This window comes from Paenibacillus sp. YAE3 (assembly GCF_057546105.1).
Map to the genome: position 1 here is coordinate 489,867 of NZ_BAAIYF010000004.1, position 18,111 is coordinate 507,977.

The 18,111-nt window shown below is 53.3% G+C and carries 11 protein-coding genes and 2 riboswitches; of the genes, 10 read left to right on the forward strand and 1 reads right to left on the reverse strand.

Annotation, left to right across the window (positions count from 1 at the left end; genetic code table 11):
* Positions 1-15 precede the first annotated feature (15 nt).
* Positions 16-2,253, forward strand: a complete 2,238-nt coding sequence (locus AC27KL_RS10935; RefSeq protein WP_487169664.1) for a helix-turn-helix transcriptional regulator — start codon at positions 16-18, stop codon at positions 2,251-2,253.
* A gap of 1 nt (position 2,254) precedes the next feature.
* Here AC27KL_RS10935 and AC27KL_RS10940 read toward each other — a convergent pair whose 3' ends face one another.
* Complete coding sequence (locus AC27KL_RS10940; RefSeq protein ID WP_487169665.1) at positions 2,255-2,839, reverse strand: helix-turn-helix transcriptional regulator; 585 nt, start codon at positions 2,837-2,839, stop codon at positions 2,255-2,257.
* Between the two features lie 363 nt (positions 2,840-3,202).
* Positions 3,203-3,404, forward strand: a riboswitch (cyclic di-AMP (ydaO/yuaA leader).
* A gap of 72 nt (positions 3,405-3,476) precedes the next feature.
* A riboswitch (cyclic di-AMP (ydaO/yuaA leader) is annotated at positions 3,477-3,637 on the forward strand.
* A gap of 173 nt (positions 3,638-3,810) precedes the next feature.
* On the opposite strand from AC27KL_RS10940, the gene AC27KL_RS10945 reads away from it, so the two are divergent.
* The 9 genes from AC27KL_RS10945 (at position 3,811) to AC27KL_RS10985 (ending at position 18,105) form a co-directional block, all read left to right on the forward strand.
* Complete coding sequence (locus tag AC27KL_RS10945) at positions 3,811-4,635, forward strand: alpha/beta fold hydrolase (RefSeq protein WP_339321676.1); 825 nt, start codon at positions 3,811-3,813, stop codon at positions 4,633-4,635.
* Positions 4,636-4,708: 73 nt separating this feature from the next.
* On the forward strand, positions 4,709-6,148 hold the full coding sequence (locus AC27KL_RS10950; RefSeq protein ID WP_487169666.1) for an AcpB/EbpR/MafR family transcriptional regulator: 1,440 nt from the start codon (positions 4,709-4,711) through the stop codon (positions 6,146-6,148).
* Positions 6,149-6,283: 135 nt separating this feature from the next.
* A complete protein-coding gene (gene deoD / locus AC27KL_RS10955; RefSeq protein ID WP_487169667.1) occupies positions 6,284-6,994 on the forward strand; it encodes a purine-nucleoside phosphorylase in 711 nt (236 codons plus the stop codon).
* 55 nt (positions 6,995-7,049) lie between these two features.
* Positions 7,050-8,231 (forward strand): NupC/NupG family nucleoside CNT transporter, encoded by a 1,182-nt coding sequence (locus AC27KL_RS10960; protein WP_487169668.1) that lies wholly within the window; start codon positions 7,050-7,052, stop codon positions 8,229-8,231.
* A gap of 313 nt (positions 8,232-8,544) precedes the next feature.
* On the forward strand, positions 8,545-10,611 hold the full coding sequence (locus AC27KL_RS10965) for a HelD family protein (protein WP_487169669.1): 2,067 nt from the start codon (positions 8,545-8,547) through the stop codon (positions 10,609-10,611).
* Positions 10,612-10,858: 247 nt separating this feature from the next.
* On the forward strand, positions 10,859-12,910 hold the full coding sequence (locus tag AC27KL_RS10970) for a right-handed parallel beta-helix repeat-containing protein (protein WP_487169670.1): 2,052 nt from the start codon (positions 10,859-10,861) through the stop codon (positions 12,908-12,910).
* A 296-nt stretch (positions 12,911-13,206) separates the two neighbouring features.
* The gene (locus AC27KL_RS10975) at positions 13,207-15,384 is read left to right on the forward strand and encodes an NAD-dependent epimerase/dehydratase family protein (RefSeq protein ID WP_487169671.1); all 2,178 of its coding nucleotides are present in this window, start codon (positions 13,207-13,209) and stop codon (positions 15,382-15,384) included.
* The gene (locus AC27KL_RS10980; RefSeq protein ID WP_487169672.1) at positions 15,381-16,271 is read left to right on the forward strand and encodes a tetratricopeptide repeat protein; all 891 of its coding nucleotides are present in this window, start codon (positions 15,381-15,383) and stop codon (positions 16,269-16,271) included. Before AC27KL_RS10975 ends, AC27KL_RS10980 begins: the two co-directional genes overlap by 4 nt.
* Position 16,272: 1 nt before the next feature.
* Positions 16,273-18,105, forward strand: a complete 1,833-nt coding sequence (locus AC27KL_RS10985; RefSeq protein ID WP_487169673.1) for a DUF2194 domain-containing protein — start codon at positions 16,273-16,275, stop codon at positions 18,103-18,105.
* Positions 18,106-18,111: the final 6 nt, after the last annotated feature.

Genomic DNA, 18,111 nt, shown 5'->3' on the forward strand with positions numbered 1-18,111 from the left:
GAGGAGGGGTTGTTTTTGCGCTATAAAGGTTTCGGAAGCGGAACGTTCCGCAACATCTTTTTGTCGTATACCGCGATCCTGATCATTCCCATCATCGTATTCAGCTCGCTTAACGTGCAGCGGAACATGATGGAGGAAAAACAACAGCAGCGCCAAAAACAGGCGGCGGATGCCAGCCGGATCGCGGATCTCGTCGACAATAAGCTGAACGAGCTGAAAAACATGGGCAAAATGCTGGGCAACGAAGCCTGGGTGAAAAAGCTGATGCAAAATACGAACGTATACGATCAGGAATTCGACTTGTTCAAGATGCTGGAGATCCGCAAAAGTCTCGATAACGATATCAATTCGCTTGGCATCCTCTCCTTCGGCATGGTCGTGTTCCCCGAAAAAGGCCAGGTTTTGACGCCATGGGGCATTTATCCGGAAGACCGCTTTTTTCAGGGGGTCGCCGCATTCGACGGGCAAACGGAGCGGAAGCTTCAGGCCGCGTTGGCCGAGCAGCAGTATTTCAAGATCATGCCGCCTGTGGACATGAAATTATGGGGCAGCGGCAAGCGGGTCATTCCGGTGCTGCAAAGCCTGGAGGTCGTCAACCATCCGCGCGCGGTTTTGGTCCTTTTTATTGACAGCGCTTACTTTTCCGGTTATATGCATCGTTTTGCCGGGATCGAATCCAAGGAGATCGTCATGTCGTCGCATGGCGCCTTGATTTACCGCCAAACGCGCAGCGCGCCTGGAGACCTTCAGGCCGATTCGGGCCGTTATGCGTTTGAGCTGCCGTCCAAGGCCGGCGATTTGCGGTACACGATTACCTATACCGACAGCAGCGTGATCGGCATCAACAATCTTGTCGGCTCGCTGCTTGCGATCGCGATTTCCGTCGTCCTCGGCGCCTGCATGGCCTTTTTGCTGGCCAAGGTCAGCTACCGCCCGCTCGGCGCCCTGCTGAACAAGCTGTCTGCGGCGGTCCGGATGGAAGACGGGAAGGGCGGCGCCCCAATTTCCGGCTCGGAATACAGCTATATCGAAAAATCGTTCGACCGGCTGCTGCTCGAAAACAAAAACCTCCAGCAATCGATGCAGGATTACGAAAGCGCCGCGAGATCGAACCTGTTTCTGCGCCTGCTGAAAGGGTATTTTACGGATGATCAGCAGGTGAACGGGCTGAAAAAATTCGGCATCGGTTATACCGACGACATGTTTTATTGCACGCTGCTGATCAGTTTCCATGCACTCCGCGATTTGTCCGACATGGAACGGATCCGGAAAATCGAAATGATGACGATCGTGATCGTGGAACAGGCGATGAGCCGTCACCGGCTCGCGTACGAGCTGTTTGAGGTGACCAATGCGGACAAAGCGCTCATTCTTTCTTCTGTCGAGCCGCTTGGCAGCGAAGGGGAGCTGGAGAGCATCGCGGCCGAAATCGCGGGCGAGATCGGGCTGGCCTGCGGCTTTCAGCCGGACGTTTTATGCGGCACGGCGGAAAAAGGGCTGGTCGGCATCAGCAAATCGTATTATGCGGCCAACGAAAGCCTGCAGTATACCCTCTTCGCGAGGGAGCATCTCCCGGTGCAGAAGGAGGAGATTCAGCCAGGCGTCGATTATTATTATCCGACCGATTGGGAGGTTCAACTGATCAATAACCTGAAAATCGGCAACCTGGATACGACGATGCAAATCTTGCACGAAATCAGCGAGGAAAACAAAAAGCGGCGGCTGCCCGAACCGAGCGAAACCAAGCTGGTATCCTTGTTGATGGAAACGATGCTGAGGGTGCTGCATGAGCTGAACCTGGACACGTGCCTATACGCCAAGCAATTCGCGAGCCGGGCGGGAGCGGGGGACATCGGCGGGATGTGGAGCTACGTTTTTGAGGTCGGCACGTTAATTTGCGAACGGAAACGTTATGCCAATACCTCGCCTTCGCTTGCCGTCGGCAGCGAGCTGCTTCAATTCGTGAACCAGAACTACACCAGCGCCGACATTTCGCTGAAGCAGCTGGCGGAAAGATGCGGCATGTCGGTATCCCATGTCTCCAAAATCTTCAAGGAAGTGTCCGGCATCAACTTCTACGACTATTTATGCCGGCTCCGGATGGAAACGGCCAAGGAGCTGCTGCGGGAGAAAACATTCGGGATGGACGATATCGCCCGCCGGGTAGGTTACGAAAACGTCTATTCCTTCAAACGTGCTTTCGTGCGGTACGAAGGCATCAAGCCGGATGAATACGTGGAATCGGCGATCTGAATCAACCGCTCGCCTCGTCCATCTGTCGGCAACGATATTGGGCCGGCGTCATGCCGGTCGCTTTTTTGAAGGCGGTAAAAAAATGGCTTTTCGTCTGAAACCCGGCTTGCTGCGCGATTTCGGCAACGCTCATGTCGGTCTCCGTGAGCAATTCCTTTACCTTTTCGATCCGCATATTCAAAATATAATTGGACAGCGACATTCCGTAATGGTCGAGAAACAATTGACGGGAATATTTGGCGGACAACTCGATGTGGTCGGCGATGCTTTCGACGGATAGTCTTGGATCGTGAATGTGGTATCGACCGAACACCAGAAACAGCCCATTCAAAAATACGGTGTTCCATGTGACGCGCAGCCAGTCATTGGTTGAAAAGAAAAACTCGAAGTTTCTCCATCCTACCCATTGACTTCCCAATAGACCGTCTGAAAGCCGGTAATTCTGAAAGGCAAGCAAATGTCCCAGCATCGGCGTATACGCAAAGACAAGCAGGAACAGCATGCCGGGAAGCGCAAGCAGATACAGATAACGGTTCTTTGCGACCTCATGGATAAATCCGTGATGTCCTCTTTTATTGTTGTTCAATCATTCACCTCCCTGCGATCCATGGAATGAAGATGCCTTATGACACCATTATCGTAGCAGCGGTTCAAAGGCTTTGAATAGTTCTGATTGGTACGAAGGAGTTCTTATATGGCTGATGGGGGGGTATTCATTTTTCCCGCCAAGTTCTGTATCGATCTCGGAAGAGCGCTTGGTTATAACAAGATGAACGATGTATAAATCAAGGAAACGGAAGCTATCGGTTGTAAATGAATGATTGGGCAGGATCAGGGGCCGGAAACCGGCAAAAGCTATAAAAAAGGCCATGAATTCTATTGTAACCAACCTTTACAGTTCGTCGGCTCAGGCGTATATTCAACTCATTATGAAAAATCTTTGGTTCATGAATGGATTACGCTGAATTTTCAATCGCGAAAAGCGGGGGAACCACATCGGCACCGGCATGCATTCCGAGTCTCCATGGATATAGCCGGCTGCTTGGGGTGAATCGGATGAAGAGGCTGTCTTGGATCAGCTTTCCGTCCGTAGGGCAGCTCTCACGGCCCGAATCCGACAGCTAACCTCGTAAGCGTCGCTAGGAGAGAGGAGTGAAACTGTGAGTTGTCAACGAGCACAGGGTATCCGCTCTGTGTTTTTCTGTGCGAAAAAATAACATGAATGTCTATGATCGCTGAATTTCCGTTCCGGCGGAAAACGGGGGAACCGGCCGTGACAACCAACCGTTCGTCACATGGGGTGAATCTTGAAATCGCATTCGAGTAGGGCTACTCTTGGTCCGAATCCGACAGCTAACCTCGTAAGCGTGAGAAGAGAGGCTGCTTTTATACATGCCAAGCAAGGTTTATTTTGCCTTGCCTGAAGAAGCATGGAAAGAGGGTTCCTCTTTCCGTGCTTCTTTTTTTGACATGAGCATTTTGCCGAGGTTAACGAAGGTTCGACCCACATATAAAAAAACACATCGACAGACCATGCATAGCGGGAGGAGAAGGAAGTTGCCTAACATACAAGTGAATGGAACGTCGCTATATTACGAGACGCATGGCAGCGGGGTGCCGATCGTCTTTATTCACGGACATCTTTCATCTCATCATAGTTTTGAGCCTCAAGTGGAATATTTCAGCAAAAGGGCGAAGGTCATCGTCCTCGATTTGAGAGGTTACGGCAATTCGGGTAAATTGAATGTGGAAGTCGAGGAAATCGTCGACACCCAGTGCAGGGACCTGAAAGAGCTGCTGGATAAGCTCGGCTTGCCGAAGGTGACGCTGGTCGGCTGCTCGAGCGGCAGCCTGCTGGTGCAAAAATTCGCGGAAACCTATTCGGACCGCGTCAACGCGCTTGTGCTGGTGGATAGTTATTTTTACGGGCCGTGCGGCCCTTTCGGCACGAAAAACGGCATCTGGAAGCTGCTGGAGGCCTGCAGCTGGATTTCCTATTATCTTCCCGCCGAGTTTTTTCTCCGGTCGCTGCGCGTAACGTATCACAGGTGGATTCCGGCCTACAGCATTTTAAGGAACGAGCTGTTTCATAAACGGCCGACCGAGTCGATCAAACAACGGATGGCGCTGCTTAAGGCGGATATCGATCCGGTGTTGTCCCGGCTGCGGATGCCGGTGTTATGCGTGGCCGGCAGGCAGAGCGAATGGTTCGTCAACCAGATGAACAAGGCGGTGGAGCGGTTCGCCTGCGCCCAGAAAGCGGTGATCGAGGACGCGATTTATCCGAGCCATTTGTGCCAGCCGCGGGAATTTAACCGCATTCTGCTCAATTTTTTGATCGACCAAAAGCTTTTCCGGATGGAGCAGCAGCATTCGGGCTGAAAACGGCTTCCGCCGGCAACAATGAGGGATGTGCCGCTAGGTTCGGCGGAAAGCATCCGGCAAAGGTGATGACATGAATAAGGAATACAGGCAGCTGAAATCGCTGCTGAAGCTGCTGGACCGGGAAGAACGGTGGTTTACGTTCGCAGAGGTGGAAAGCGAGATGGGCGTATCGGACAAATCCGTCCGTAAGATCGTCGAGTCCGCCATCCCCCTGCTGCCCCCGTCCATGCAGATCGAGGTATCCAGGGGGAAGGGCATCATGTTCCGCCGGGACCGGCATGGGACAAGCATTCAGGAAGTTTTGGAACCGCTGCTTCGGGAAACGCCGTATTTCCGCCTGATGCAGCGTTTGTTCATGCATGACGGCAACACCTCCGCCGAGGAGGTAGCGGAAGAGCTGTATATGAGCTTTTCTTCGTTCAAAAAATGGATCATCCAGCTAAACCGGGACGAACTGCGCCCGTTTCAGCTGCGGATCACGTATTCGGCGCCGGCGCTGAAAGGAAACGAAATCCATGTCCGCTATTTTTTATGGAAGCTGTTCACCGAGGCTTATCCTTATACCGGATGGCCTTTTTCGAATGCCGATTACGCGCGTCTGGACGGCTGGGTGGCCGAGATCGAGCGGGAAAACGGAATGATTTATTTTTTGAACGCAAAACGGAGTTTGTCGTTCCTGATCGCGATCGTGCTCGAAAGGGTCAAGCAGGGGCACCGGGTTGCGCTTAAAAGCGGAAGCTACGCATGGGAACGCCATCCGTTTTTCGGGCCGGTCCTGAAGATGTCGGAAAAGCTGGCTGCGGCGTACGGCGTCGTGTTGCCCCGCGAAGAGGTTTATTTTTTGCAGTCGATGTTCAGCTTGAGCCAGTATCACGGCAAGGACGGGTTCCCTGTATTCGGGGGAAGGGCCCTTGCTTCGGAGCAGGAAGACGATGCAGAAAGCCGGATGTCCGGCCTGCTCATTTCGATTCTGGAAAACGCATTTCCGGCGCTGAACGCCAGCTCCCGTTTCCTGGCCGAAATCCGGGAATTCATGGACAAGCTGCGCATCGATAACGCCATTCCCGAGCTGATGGCCGTCTCGCACAGCCACCTGACCGGGTATATCCGCGACAAGGAGCAGCCGATCTATGCGGCGGTATCGGAATGCATGCGGCAATGGCAGCGGAGTTTTCCCGAGCTCATGTACAACGACTATCATTTGACCAAACTGACGTTTATGGTCAGCGCCAGCCTCCGGTATAAAAGCAAAAAGGCGTTTTTGATCATCGGCGAGGAGTTTTCGGTGCGCCATTACGTCGCGAACCTGATCAAACGGGAAATCGGGGACGACCTGACGATCGAAACCTCGATTTTGCACGGGCTGACCGATGACATCATCCGGGAGCAGCAGATCGATTTCGTGATCAGCACGATGCCCGTCTCCTTGACGAGCGTGCCGACCGTTCTGATTTCGACCATTCCGACGAAAAGGGACCTGGAGAACATCCGCCAGGAGCTGATGTCGTAAATAGCATGGTCCTTTTTCTTCCGTTTCCAACGGCAGCATTTGGGCTAGTTTCGGCCGCGGATTCCCTTTAAGATGACTACTGTAAGCGATCACAGAAACATCGCTCGCGAGTTTAATCCAAAGGGGAAATGCAACATGAGTATTCATCTGGGAGCCAATGCCGGAGACGTCGCGGAACGGGTGCTGCTGCCCGGCGATCCGCTGCGCGCCAAATTCGTGGCCGAACATTTTCTGGAGAACGTTCGGTGCTACAACGAGGTCAGGGGGATGTACGGCTTTACCGGGTTGTATAAAGGGGTTCCGGTATCGGTGCAGGGGACGGGCATGGGAAATCCGTCGATGAGCATTTATGCCACCGAGCTGATCCAGGATTACGGGGCGAAAAAGCTCATCCGGATCGGCACCTGCGGCGCGATGCAGAAGGAGCTGCAAATCCGCGATATCGTGCTCGCGCAGGCGGTTTCTTCGGACAGCAACATGACGGAGAAAATTTTCCTCGGCTGCAACTATGCGCCGTCGGCGGATTTCGGCCTGCTGATGAAAGCGTACCAGGAGGCCGTTCGCCGCAGCGCTAACGTGTCCGTGGGGAATGTGTACAATTCCGACGAGTTTTACAGGGAGACGATGGCAAGGCTTCATAAATTCATGGAGTTCGGGGTGTTGGCCGTCGAGATGGAAAGCACGGCGCTGTATACGCTGGCCGCCAAATACGGGGTTCGGGCATTGACGATCCTGACGGTGGGAAGCCAGCTGCTGACGGGCGAACGCTCCGCGCATAAAGACAGCGAGCAGTCCTTTAATCTCATGGCGGAAATTGCGCTTGAGACCATTATAGCGGACGCGTAGCGCTGTAGATCCGGAAAATATTGTGATTTAATTCACAAAAAATGGGGGAGACATCATGAAATATGTGATCGCTCTGATTGGACTTGTCGTCGTGCTCGCGCTTGCCTGGCTCGTCAGCTCGGATAAGAAGAACATCAAATTCCGTCCGATTCTCGTCATGATTGCGCTGCAGATCGTGCTCGGACTGATTTTGCTGAAGACAAGCATCGGGGAATTTTTGGTCAGAGGTTTTGCCGACGGCTTCGCGAAAATTTTGAATTTTGCGAACGAAGGCACGGATTTCGTGTTTGGCGGCATCGTCAACGAAGGCATCCATTCGTTTTTTTTCCACGTCCTGATGCCGATCGTGTTCATGTCGGTGCTCATCGGCATTTTGCAGCATTATAAAATCCTGCCGTTTATCATTAAATACATCGGCCTTGCGCTCAGCAAAGTGAACGGATTGGGCAAGCTGGAGTCGTACAATGCGGTCGCTTCCGCCATCCTCGGCCAAAACGAAGTGTTTATTTCCTTCAAAAAGCAGATCGGCCTGCTGCCGCGGCAGCGGCTGTACACGCTGTGCGCATCCGCGATGTCGACCGTGTCCATGTCGATCGTCGGTTCGTACATGACGATGCTCAAGCCGGAATACGTCGTGGCTGCGCTCGTCTTGAACCTGTTCGGCGGATTCATTATCTCCTCGATTGTAAACCCTTACAAGGTGCAGCCGGAAGACGATATTCTCGAAGTGCAGGAAGAGACGAAGCAGACCTTTTTCGAAATGCTCGGCGAATATATCATGGACGGCTTTAAGGTGGTCGTCATCGTCGGCGTGATGCTGGTCGGATTCGTCGCCCTGATCTCCATGGTCAACGGGATTTTCAGCGGCGTGTTCGGCATTTCGTTCCAAAACGTTCTCGGCTACGTGCTTGCTCCGTTTGCATTCCTCATGGGCGTGCCATGGAATGAAGCGATCAAAGCCGGAAGCATTATGGCTACGAAAATCGTGGCCAACGAGTTTGTGGCGATGCTCGACTTCGTGAAGGTCCAAGGGGAATTCAGCGAACGCGCCAAAGCGATCGTATCGGTGTTCCTGATCTCCTTCGCCAACTTCGGCTCGATCGGCACGATCGTCGGCGCGGTGAAGGGCTTGAACGAAAAACAGGGCAACGTGGTGGCCGGATTCGGGCTGAAGCTGTTGTACGGAGCGGCGTTGGTGAGCTTTTTGTCGGCGACGATCATCGGCCTCGTGTTTTAAGGAGAATTAAAAAAAATCGGCGCAGTTCATCCAGAGCCAATTCCGTCTAACCCCCGTAAGTAGCGATTTCGTTGCCTTCGGGGGTTTTGGTTTGGTCTTATGGAAGGGAGCAGCGATGACGAAAAAGCAAAAAAACCAGATCTGCCGGGAAGGCAATCTGGTTTTTAATATGTAATATTAGACATAAAGTGTATACCTATTTTTGGACCCAAGATAAAAATATAATACTACAGCCGAAAGAATAAGTCTATATTTTTTTTCGTTTTTCTCTATACTTAAGTTCATTCTTAAGGGGAAGAGAGGCGAAGACGCAATGTTATACGAAAGCGAAGCGGCCGAACGGCAGCATTTGCGGGACATCATAAATAAGCTTCGGGTGGCGCTGGCCGCGATGGAGGATAAAGTATCGGATGCTTATCAGGACATTATTGAAGCCAAAAAATATCTGTGGATCAACATGGCCCAGCTGGACCCGGCGGAACGCGCGGCAAACCGGGTGGACATCTCGTTGTCGATCGATGCGGGAGAAAAAGCTGTGGCCAAGCGGCAGCGGATCGGCAAGCTGGTCGGCTCGCCTTATTTTGGAAGGGTGGATTTTAAGGCAGAGGACCGACCGGAGGCGGATGCCTGTTACATCGGCGTGCATGCGTTCAGCGAAGAGGACGGCCAGCGCAACCTGATTTATGATTGGCGTTCGCCCATTGCGAGCCTGTTCTACGATTTCCATGTGGGGAAAGCCCGTTACGAAGCGCCCATGGGAAGAGTGGAAGGCGAAATGACGGCGAAAAGGCAGTACAAAATCAAGGACGGCGTCATGGATTACATGATCGAAAGTTCGATGAACATTAACGACGACGTGCTGCAAAAAGAGCTCAGCAGCAGCTCGGACGAAAAAATGAAAAACATCGTGGCGACGATCCAGCAGGAGCAGAACCGGATCATCCGGAACGAAACGGCGGGCGAACTGATCATCCAGGGGGTGGCGGGCTCCGGCAAAACGTCGGTTGCCCTGCACCGGGTCGCTTATCTGCTGTACCGGTTCAAAGAAACGCTGACCTCGAGCAACGTGCTCATCATTTCGCCGAATAAGGCGTTTTCCGATTTTATTTCGAACGTGCTGCCCGAGCTCGGCGAAGAAATGATCATGGAGACGAGCATGGAAGAACTGGCTGCGCAGGAGCTCGGAAGCCTCTGCCGATTCCAGACGTTTTACGAACAGGCGGCCGTCTTGCTGGAGGAGCGGGACGGGGCATTTGCCGAGCGGATCCGGTTCAAGGCCCGGTTGGAGCTGATCCGGGAGTTGGAGGAATTCGCGAAACATGCGGAGTCGTTTTTCTTTGAAGCCGAGGATATCGTGCTGGATCGCGTTACGATCGCCAAAGAGGTTGTTATGAACAGCTATCTAGCGGCGGCGGGGCTGCCCCTGCAGCAGCGTCTGGCCAAAACGGCGGCGGTCGTCGGCGGGCAAACCCGAACCGAAGACGGGGAGAGATTGACGCCCGCTGCCGTCAAAAAAATAAAAACGGGCGTGAAAAAAATGTTCGGCGCGCAAAACATGCTTGCGCTGTACAAGGCGTTTTACGATCATATCGGCAGACCGGAGATGTTCAAGCCGCTCGGAAAAAAAACGATCGAATTTGCGGATGTTTTTCCGCTGATTTATTTGAAGATGCTCATCGAGGGTACGGAACCGATGCAGCTCGTCAAACATCTGCTGGTGGACGAGATGCAGGATTACGCCCCCGTGCAATACGCGGTGCTTGCCAAACGGTTTCCGTGCAAAAAAACGATCCTTGGCGATGCGACCCAATCGGTGAACCCGTATTCCTCCACGACCCTCGCCGAGATCAAGAAGGTGTTTCAACGCGCCGAAACGGTGGAGCTGCTCAAAAGCTACCGTTCCACGCTCGAAATCACGAACTTCGCGCTGCAGATCAAACCGAACCCTGACCTGGTTCCGGTGGAGCGGCACGGGGAAGAGCCGCAGGTCACGGGATATGGCAGCATGCAGCAGGAGATGGACGGAATCCGCGCATTATGCCGCCGGTTTTTGAATGGGAAGCTCCATTCCCTCGGCATCGTCTGCAAAACCAAAGCGCAGGCCGAGCGGGTCGTCCAGGGGATCGGAGATCTGCACGCGGACGTGCATTTGCTGGATTTCGACAGCGACGGCTTCCGGGAAGGCATCACGGTCACCTTTGCCCATATGGCGAAAGGGCTGGAGTTCGATCAGGTGATCGTTCCGTTTGCCGACCGCGAAACATACTTCACAGAGCTGGATCGGAGCCTGCTGTACGTGGCCTGCACAAGGGCGATGCACCGGCTGCATGTGACGTATGCCGGGGAAATCACTCCTTTTTTGAAGCAGGTCGGCAAGTAACCGCAGTCCACGAGCGGCCCCCGGCATACCGCGGGCATGCGATGTTTCGGCCGCTCTCTCGTTGATCCGCATATTCAGGGTCCCTTTTCAAAGATTCCGTGCATACGATACCTCAGTGCTGCGCCGATGGTTATCTCGCAAGTCTTCCGATGTTTGCGCGCTTGCTTTCCTTCGGGGCGTTTTCATGGTATTTTTAAGCAATGCGGCAGATATGGATTTTTATGCACGGGGAGGAGATCTGTCAAACATGTTCGTTCAGAAGGTGATCAAAACAGCGTTGGGCTTTTGCGTGTTCCTGTCATGTTGGTTCGGAATGGGGAATCTGGCGGCGGATACGTCCTATGCGGCTTCCGGGAATGAGTATTATGTGGCCGTTACGGGCAGTGACCAGAATTCCGGCAGCGCGGACGCCCCGTGGAGAACGCTGCAAAAGGCGGTTAACAGCCTGGGTCCGGGGGACACGTTGTATGTCAGGGGCGGCGTTTATTCCGAGTTCGTGAACGTCAACGTCTCGGGGACGGAAACGGCCGGCATTGCCGTGCGGAATTACCCCGGCGAAACCCCCGTCCTTGACGGTTCGGGGCTGGAAGTGGCTTCCGGCAATCAGGCCCTGGTGTATTTGGCAGGCGTAAGCAACTTGACCTGGGAAGGTTTCGAAATCCGGAACTTGGCGACGTCGAGCTCCTCTTACGATCCGGCGGGGATCCGCATCAAAAACGGAGGCAGCCGCATCCGGATTTTGAACAACGATATCCATGATATCCGAAACACCTCCACGTCCGGAAACGCGCACGGGATCCACGTGCTGGGCAATACTTCGGTCCCGTTAACCGGCCTGACGATCAGCGGGAACCGGGTCCATCACCTGATGACCGGAAAAAGCGAATCGCTGACGCTTAGCGGCAACATCGACGGTTTTGAGATCACAAACAATAAAGTGTTCGAAAATAACAATATCGGCATCGAACTTGCCGGATTTTACGGCGCGTGCGCAAGCGGATGCGTGGATCAGACCCGGAACGGCGTCGTATCCGGAAATATCGTGTACGGCATCGATTCCTCCGGCAATCCGGCCTACGGGACGGGCATTCATGCGGCAGGGGGCATCTATGCCGACGGGGCGGCCAACATCGTCATCGAACGCAATCACGTGTTCTCCAACGATTTCGGGATCGAGCTCGCCAGCGAGAAAAAAGGAAAAGCGACGAGCCATATCACGGTGCAAAACAACTTCATCCACGACAACTACGGCGCCGGGGTGATCATGGGAGGCGCGGATTCGTCCAACGGCGGCGCGGCCGGCAACAAGATCGTAAATAATACGTTCGTGGAAAACGACGCATTGATGCAAGGATACGGCGAAATCACGCTGCAATGGAATACGGTGGACAATTTGATCGCCAACAATATCATTTACAGCAACAAGCAGAAGCTGTCCGTCAACAAAATCAATGCCAGCGGCTCCGGCAACAAGCTGGATTATAATCTGCATTACAACGCAAGCGGGGGGAGCGGCACGATTTGGAGATGGCAGGGGGTCACGTATAAAAGCTTGCCCGCCTTCCAGACGGCAACCGGCTTCGACATTCATTCGCTGATCGGCAACCCGATGTTCGTGGATATCGTCAATCGCAATATCCGGCTAACATCGGCTTCCGCCGCGGTCAACAAAGGCTCCAACACGTATGCGGCGGGACAAAACAGGGACTATGAAAACGGGCTTCGCATTCGTGAAGGCACGGTGGACATCGGGGCGCTGGAATACGTTGCCGGAAAGGATCCGGTATCGGCGCCCGCATTCAAATATGCCGCCGACGGAAATCCGGGCGAATGGCAGCAGGTTCCGGTCTTAAGCAAAGGCGGCGCGTACGCCTCCCTATTTAAAGCGGTAATCGAACAAAAGCGGCTCTGCATCCTCGTTCAGGGCAACGGACTGACGAAAAAAAGCCAATTTTTCTTGAATACGGACAATAACGACAAAACCGGTTTTAAAATCGGCAAGTTTACGCAAAGCGGCGCCGAATTTTTGCTTGAAAACGGAGTGCTGTACCGGTATACGGGAACCGGCGGAACGGATTGGTCCTGGAAGCTCGTCCGGACCTACAAAGGAACAAGCGATTATGCGGCAACCGACACGGCGATCGAAGCGTTAGTGCCGCTGGCCGACCTTGGGGTAACGGCCGATCAGACGATCAAAATCGGATTCGTCCTCAACGACTCCTCCGTAAACAAGCTTCCCGCCAGCGGCGGATTGATTGCGGTCCCGAAACCTGCGGCCAACAAGCAGCAGCAGAACTAAACGGATAACTGCCCTCCCTCCCAATCTCAGAAAAACTGAAATGGGAGGGAGGTTTTTTTTATTTCCAAAATTCGATAAGAACCCATTGTAAAACTTGAAGAAATGGGTTATATTTTCATTTGATGTGTAAGCCATAAGTCCTGCTATCATTTTATTTTTCTCTATTATCCCGGTAAGTAGTACATTTATCCCGGGGTTTTTTAATGAGATTTACCCTCGAAATGTCGGAGGATATGAAGGATTTTGAAACATTATCGGCTTATATGTCGTTAAAATAGATCGATAGGAGTGGGGCCATGAAGGTATTAATTACCGGGGGTTTGGGGTTTATCGGCTACCATGTGGCGGAGCGTTTCTCCAAGGAAGGCTACGAGGTTTATATCATCGATAACCTGTCCACGGGTACCAAAGAAGGCGTGCATTTCAAGCATAAATTGTACGAGCTGTCGGTAGAAGATACGAAATGCGAAGAGATTTTCAGGAACAACCGGTTTGATGCGGTCGTCCATTTGGCGGCACAGGTCAACGTCGTGTCTTCGATTGCCGATCCGAGGCATGATTCGGAATCCAACGTGCTTGGACTCGTCAACATGCTCAGTTTATCGCAAAAATACGGGGCGAAAAAATTCATTTTTGCTTCTTCCGCCGCCGTGTACGGAGCCAACGAGCATTTGCCGATTTCGGAATCGGAGCGGGCCAACCCGATCTCGCCGTACGGCATCAGCAAATGGGTCGGAGAGTCTTATTGCAGCAAGTGGAAAGAGTTATACGGCCTGGATACGCTTTGCTTCCGTTTTTCCAACGTGTACGGCCCGCGCCAAGGGAGCAAAGGAGAGGGCGGCGTCGTATCCATCTTCTTGGAGCGGCTGTTGTCCGGGCAGCCTTTATACATACGCGGAGACGGAGAGCAGACCCGCGATTTCATTTACGTCGAAGACGTGGCCGATGCGATTTACCGCGCATCCTACTCGTCGCTGACGGGAGTTTATAATCTATCTACGAATACGGAATGCAGCGTCAACCAATTGGCAGGCGAGCTGAAGGAACTGCATGGCGCCGCGGAAGTGGTCTATCAGGATCCGCAGCCTGGGGATATCCGCCATTCGAGGCTGGATAACGCCGCGGTGAAACGCGATTTGGACTGGACGCCGATGTACGGCGTCAAGGAAGGGCTTTTCAGGACGTACACCTGGTTCTCCAAACATGCCGCCGGGCGGGAAATGGCCGCCGCATCGGAAACGCAGCCGGGGTCCGGACGGGCCAAGATCCGGGTTTGGATGCCTCTTGTCGAAAATCTGGTCGCGTTTGCGTTAGCCGCTTTGCTCATCCTGAGCGACTGGAACGACACGGTTGCTTTTATCGATATCCGTTTGTTGTACATCGTCGTCATCGGCATTATTTATGGAAGCCGGCAGTCGATCGTGGCGGTCGCGTTATCCATCGGGCTTCTTATTTATGAAAAAATCGCGGACGGACGCGAACTCGTTTCCTTGTTTTACGATACGGACTTTTTCTTTCAAACGGCCGTGTACCTGTTCGTCGGCCTGGTCGTAGGTTACGCGATCGATCGGAAAAACCGCAAGCTGCAGGCGCAGCAGGAGCAAATCGTGCTTCTTGAGGACAAGCAGGCCTTTCTTACCGGCGTTTACAATGAAGTAAGGGCGGTCAAGGACGAATTGCAGGAACGGATTCTGAGCAGCGAGGACAGCTTCGGAAAAATTTATTCCATCACGAAAGAGCTTGAAAGCCTCGAGCCGGAGCTTATTTTTAACGCCACGTTAAACGTCGTCGAATCCATCATGAAAACGTCCGACGTTTCGATTTATGCCGTAAATTCGGACTTCAGCTATCTTCGTCTTGTCGCGCAATCGGGCGGGGAGGATAACGGCGCCAAATCTTTGAAAGTCAGCGAGCATGATTACCTCCGGGACCTGTTCGAAAACGGAAAACCTTTCGTGAACAAGCAGCTGCTGGATCATGCCCCTGCGCTTGCCGCGCCCGTGATGAACAAAAACGAGATCGTGGCGGTCATTTTCATTCGCAGCATGAAATTCGACAATTTCTCGCTGTATTATCAAAACCTGTTTAAGGTTACGGTCGAACTCGTTTCATCCTCGTTGTCCCGGGCATTGTCTTATGTCGAGGCCATGCGGAGCATCCGTTACGTCGACGGGACCGCAGTGCTTAACGCCGAAGCGTTCGCGGCGATTTTGGACAGCAAGCGGCAGGCGAAAGAGCAGCACAATACGCCTTATCTGCTGCTGGAAACGGATTGCGGCGGGATGTCCCTGAAGGCGTATGCGGACAAGCTCTCCGGCATTCTCCGCGAGACGGATTATATCGGCGAAGGCGACGAAGGCCGGCTGTACATCCTTCTGTCCAACACCGGACAGGAAGACGCCCCGCACGTGTTGAAGCGTTTTGAGCAGCATCAAATTCGGCTGCGTTTAATCGAAGAGGAAGCGGCGTCATGATCGAACTCGTCGTATTGGTATATATTCTGTTGTGTGCCGTCGTGTTATGGTTTTTTTACCGCCAAAATCGGCGCGAATGGCTGCTGCGGTGGGTTTGCGTCAGCGCTTTTCCTGTCATCGGGTGGCTGTTTCCGCTGTTTTGGCCGGACGCCTGGCTGCGGAGAGGCTCCAAAACCAACGAGGAATTGTTTGCCGAGAAAGGCAAGGCCGAGTTCGAACTGATGGATATTTACACGGAAACCCAGGCTAACCGGGATCGGGGCGTGCTGGCGATCGAAGAAGCGCTTGTCGTCAATGAGCACGCGGAACGGCGCAAAGTGATGCTGGAGGTGCTCAAGCAGGACGCGATGGCTTACATTGACGTTTTGCAGAAGGCGGTCAGCAACGAAGATACCGAAACCTCCCATTACGCGGTCAGTATGGTGATGGAAGTCAAGCGGAAGCTGACCTTGTCGATGCAGGAACTCTCGGTGCAGTATGAGGCGAACCGGAGGGATCCCGATTTGCTTAGAGCGTATGCAAACGTGATCCGCGACTACATCCGGAGCGGGTTTCTGGATGAGCGGACGCTGCAGCAATACAAATTCACCTATCTTGCGGTGTTAAAGGATTTGATCGAAGCGGCCCCGGATACCGATTTTGCCTTCGAAGAGAAAACGAAAACGGAACTTGAGCTCAAACGGTATACGGAGGCGGAGCAAACCGCAACGGCTTATTTGCAGCGCTGCCCGGACCGGGAGGAAGCCTACCTGCTATTGATTCAAGTTTATTATGAAATGAAGTCGCACAAAAAGCTGCTGGAGACGCTGGATTTGCTCAAGCAATCTCCTATCCGCCTGTCTCATCGAGCGCTGACCACGGTGCGATTCTGGTCGGAAGGAGCATGACATGAATGTAGATGTGAAGCTGAAACGTAACGTGTATATCATCATCGCCGCCATTGTGCTGATGGCGGTTGCGGTCCAGGTGTCGCGGTCCGAGTTCATCATGGAATTCAGCCAGAACCATGACCTGGCCAAGGATCGGCAGTCTCTGATCGCCTTGTCCAAACAGCAGCTGCCGGCGGATGCCGGCGAGCCGAAATATTGCGTCGTTTATGACGGCAACGATGAATACGGCGTTAAGATCAAAGATAACGCGGTAAAAATGCTGCAGTACATGAAAAAGAATACGGTAAGCGTCAATTCGGCGGAAGCCCCCGTGCCTTTCCAAAATTGCCGGATGATCGTCTTCGCCAATCAGGAACTGGATCCGATCCGCAACATCGCCGAAGTAAGCGATTATGTGCAAAACGGCGGGTATGTCATGTTCGCCAGCTCTTTGCAGCAGGACGACATGTTTTACAGGCTGTACCGGAAATTCGGCATCGTTTCGGTCGGCAACCAGTTTCAGAGCAACGGAATCGAACTGAAGTCGAACGTGCTGATCGGGGAAAGCGGGCTGCAAATGAACGAGCCCTTCATCAACAACACCTCAAGCAGCGTGGAGCTTGACCGGGATGCCGAGCTGTTGGCCGTCAGCAGCGAGGGAACGCCGCTGATGTGGAAGCGGGACTATGGCAAAGGCAGCTTTATGTTTTTTAACGGGACGATTCTGCAGGAAAAAATCAACCGCGGCCTGTTGGCCGGCGGCATCAGTATGCTCGAGCCCGACTTCGTTTACCCGGTGTTCAACACGAAGCAACTGTTCATCGACGATTTCCCTGCACCGATCCGCAGCGGGACGACGCCTTTGATTTATGATGCTTACAAAAAGGATATTCCCCGTTTTTACCATGACGTTTGGTGGCCGGACATGCTCAAAGCTGCCAAAAAGTCCGATTTCAAATATACCGCCGTCCTGATTCAATCTTATCTGGATCATGTCGAACCTCCGTTCCGTTATCCGGTTGACGAAGACCGCTACAATCTGATCTCGTACGGCAGGGAAGTGATCAAGAGCGGCGGCGAAATCGGCATCCATGGTTATAATCATCAGGCGCTGACGATGGACCCTGCCGTTGCGGGCGCCTATGAATACAAGACGTGGAAAAGCGAAGCGGACATGGCCGCCTCCATAAAGGAAGCGAACCGGTTCCTTCAAGAAGCGTTCCCGTCTTACCAAACCTATACTTACGTACCGCCTTCCAACGTCCTGAGCAAGGAAGGCCGCAAATTGCTCCCGGAAGCTTGGCCGGGGTTGGCCACGATCGCTTCGTTATACGAGGAGGACGCCCAGAACCTGTCCTACGTGCAGGAATACGAGATTGCTGCGGACGGCATCGTGGAGATGCCGCGGGTGACCTCCGGATACGTGGAAGCGCCGTTTGAGCGCTGGGCCGAGGCCAACACGGTCTCCTCGCTTGGGGTATTTTCGCATTTCGTCCATCCCGACGACGTGATCGACAGCGAACGGGGAAAAGGGCTGACGTGGGAAAAACTGTACGACCAATTTTCCTCCAAGCTGGAGAGGGTCGGAAAAACGTACCCATGGCTGCGTCCCATGACGGCAACCGAAGGGGCCAACAGTCTGGTGAACACGCTCACTTCCCAGGTGTCCTGGACGACCGAAGCGGACCGCATGACCGGGCGGATCACGAATTTCCGGGAGGATATGTACTTTATTTTGCGTACGGAACGAAACATCGGGCAGCTGAAACATTGCAAGGTGCGCAAAATCGATCAAAATACGTATCTGGTAACCGCAGAGAAGGAAAAATTTGAAATTGGATTGGGCGGTTGACGCAAT